The sequence below is a fragment of the Pseudarthrobacter oxydans genome, assembly GCF_013314975.1.
In the GTDB taxonomy this organism is placed as follows: domain Bacteria; phylum Actinomycetota; class Actinomycetes; order Actinomycetales; family Micrococcaceae; genus Arthrobacter; species Arthrobacter oxydans.
In genome coordinates this window covers 1-1,299 of the sequence record NZ_JABTYH010000079.1, presented here as the reverse complement: position 1 = coordinate 1,299, position 1,299 = coordinate 1, and the positions used below count along the sequence as shown (strand labels likewise).

The 1,299-nt window shown below is 63.8% G+C and carries 2 protein-coding genes; one reads left to right on the top strand and one right to left on the bottom strand.

The window, feature by feature from the left end:
- Nucleotides 1–188: hypothetical protein (locus HTS88_RS22475; RefSeq protein ID WP_343045053.1), on the bottom strand; the 188-nt coding region annotated here is incomplete at its 3' end.
- Between HTS88_RS22475 and HTS88_RS21940 the strand changes: the two genes are divergently transcribed.
- On the top strand, nt 114–1,299 hold a 1,186-nt coding region (locus HTS88_RS21940), incomplete at its 3' end, for an aspartate aminotransferase family protein (RefSeq protein WP_343045052.1). The genes HTS88_RS22475 and HTS88_RS21940 overlap by 75 nt on opposite strands.

The window sequence follows — 1,299 nt, the reverse complement described above, 5'->3', positions numbered from 1 at the left end:
CCGATTGTTGACAATAGGATGATGTGATGCGCATCATTGGATGCATGACTTCTCTTAGCCCTCTTCTGAAGCAAGCGACCCCGCTGGTTGTTGATCATGCCCTTGGCAGCTGGATTCATGCGACTGATGGAAAGTCGTATCTTGATTTCACTACCGGCATCGGTGTGACGAGCACGGGTCATTGCCATCCGCGGGTAGTGGAGGCTGCCCGCGAGCAGGTGGGGAAGATCATCCACGCCCAGTACACCACGGTGATGCACAAGCCCTTGCTGGCGCTGACCGAGAAGCTTGGTGAGGTACTGCCCGAAGGCCTGGATTCGGTGTTTTACGCCAATTCCGGATCGGAGGCCGTTGAGGCCGCGATCCGCTTGGCGAGGATGGCCACGGGCCGGCCGAACATTGTCGTGTTCCAGGGCGGTTTCCATGGCCGGACTGTGGCGGCGGCGTCGCTGACCACTGCCGGAACGAAGTTCTCTGCCGGTTTCTCCCCCCTGATGTCCGGGGTGCACATGTCCGTCTTCCCGTACGCCTACCGCTACGGCTGGGATGAGGCGGCCGCGGTGGAATTCGCGTTGAAGGAACTGGACTACCTGTTCCAGACCCGGACCGCGCCTAACGATACTGCAGCGTTCCTGATCGAACCGGCCCTCGGTGACGGCGGATACCTGCCCACCCCGGCGGCGTTCCTGGAAGGACTGCGCGAACGCGCCGACCGGCACGGCATCCAGCTGATCTTCGATGAAGTCCAGGCAGGCGTGGGCCGGATGGGCAAGTTCTGGGGACACCAGTACTCCACCGCAACCCCGGACATCCTGATCACCGCCAAGGGCATCGCCTCCGGGTTCCCGATCTCCGCCATAGCCGCCTCCACCGAACTGATGTCCAAAGGCTGGCCCGGGTCCCAGGGCGGAACCTACGGCGGGAACGCTGTCTCTGCCGCCGCCGGCGTCGCCACCCTCGATGTCGTCCGCGACGAAGGGCTCGTCGAGAACTCCCGGATCCGCGGCGAGCAGCTCCAGACCGGACTCAAAGACATCCAGGCCCGCTTCCCCGTCATCGGCGACGTGCGCGGCAAAGGCCTGATGCAAGGCATCGAATTCACCACCGAAGACGGCACCCCCGACGCCGCAACCGCAGCAGCAGTCCAACAGGCCACCACCAACCACGGCCTGCTCACACTCACCTGCGGACCCGCCGGCAACGTCGTCCGCCTCATCCCCGCCCTCATCGTCACCGCCGAAGAAATCACCACCGGCCTCGAACGCTTCGAAAACGCCATCGCCACCGTCACCGCAACCG